This is a genomic window from Microcoleus sp. B4-C1 (assembly GCF_036705285.1).
Lineage (GTDB): Bacteria > Cyanobacteriota > Cyanobacteriia > Cyanobacteriales > Microcoleaceae > Microcoleus.
This window is the reverse complement of record NZ_JAUBUC010000226.1, coordinates 1-1412: the sequence shown is the minus strand read 5'-3', so window position 1 is coordinate 1412 and position 1412 is coordinate 1. Positions and strand designations below refer to the sequence as shown.

1 protein-coding gene is annotated in these 1412 nt (G+C 39.9%); it reads left to right on the top strand.

Annotated elements, in window-relative coordinates:
- Window positions 1-187 precede the first annotated feature (187 nt).
- Window positions 188-1239 (top strand): ISKra4 family transposase gene (locus tag QUB26_RS31795; RefSeq protein WP_333247079.1). Its coding sequence is split into 2 segments (ribosomal slippage): window positions 188-338 and window positions 338-1239, totalling 1053 coding nucleotides; the frame shifts between segments, so codons are not numbered across the junction.
- Window positions 1240-1412: the final 173 nt, after the last annotated feature.

The following is a 1412-nucleotide window of genomic DNA, read 5'->3' as shown; positions in this document are numbered from 1 at the left end:
GGGAGCATCCCGATTTTGCAAGTATACAAAAGTATGATATGATGTATTGTTTTTTTGGAAAACCGACACTTAGCTTCCCGAAAAAATATGTTTTAGAGTCAATAAGCCATTTTATAGCAACTGAAGAATAGAGTGTCTCAAGAGTTACAATAGTCAATAAATAATTTTGAGGGAATCAAAATGACGCCTGACTACCCGAGCACGTTTACAAGCTCATACTGCTGAAATCGCCAAAATTTTATACAGAAACACTCCCCCCGAGGCATTAGAGAGCCTGGAAACAATAGAAGGTCACCTGAGAAAACAATGGATAGAGATAGTGGGACCCCAAGTTGCTTTTTTTTTATCAAAGAAACCACGGGGACAGACAAAGGACGTCCCCGAACAGTAAAAAGCTGTGTGGGTGAGTTAAAAATTACCGAAAAACAAGCAGAAAAATTAAATCTCAAAAAATCGACTCGCTTGGCCCCTGTTTTTGAGAAATGCTGTCTGCGACAAGTAGCCCTGTTATCCTATTCCAAGGCATCTCAAGAAATTGAAGTACAGACGGGAGTCAAGATAGGTCATACCAGTTTACATAGATTGGTAGAAAACCAAGAGTGGGTTGAACCAGTAGCAGAAGCCCCCATTAAAGAAACCAGCGTAGATGGAGGGAAAGTGCGTGTTAGAGGACCAAAAGGAGAGGGTTCTCACTGGCTGGATTACAAAGCAGTTAGTCTTCATGGCAGCTTTTATGGTGCATATTTTCTGGAAAATGAAGTATTGATTGATTATGTCAATCGTCAGCCGTTAAATTCCCTAGTGACTTGTTTAGGTGATGGACATGACGGAATTTGGAATATCATCGGTAAATTCAATCCGGATGGTAATCGCCGAGAAATCTTAGACTGGTATCATTTAGTAGAAAATCTGTACAAAGTAGCAGGGTCTAGGAAACGGCTGTCTCAAGCCAAAGAATTGTTGTGGCAAGGTCGTATAGATGAAACCATTAAGTTGTTTGAGTTGTGCAGTAGTCGTCAGGCTACTAACTTTTGTAAATATCTCACAAAACATCGGAATCGAATTGTCAACTATCAACTCTTATCCAGCCAAAAGATTTGTTCTATTGGGTCGGGAGCGGTGGAATCATTAGTGAAACAGATTGATAGAAGATTAAAAATTTCCGGCGCTCAGTGGGGGAGTGAAAATATTAATCAAATGCTCAAACTTAGGTGTGCTTACTTGAATGAATTAATCTAGAATATAGATACCTCTTTTTTATTTTTCTTCCCAAATCCCATACTTTAGATACTCCTCTCTCGCCAGTTCGGTTAGCGTGCGGGCGATAACTTTTGCGTTCTATCATATAGCGGAGGGCGAAAAATTTTGGCTCTTATCATACTTTTAACCATTTACAAAACCGGGATGCTCCC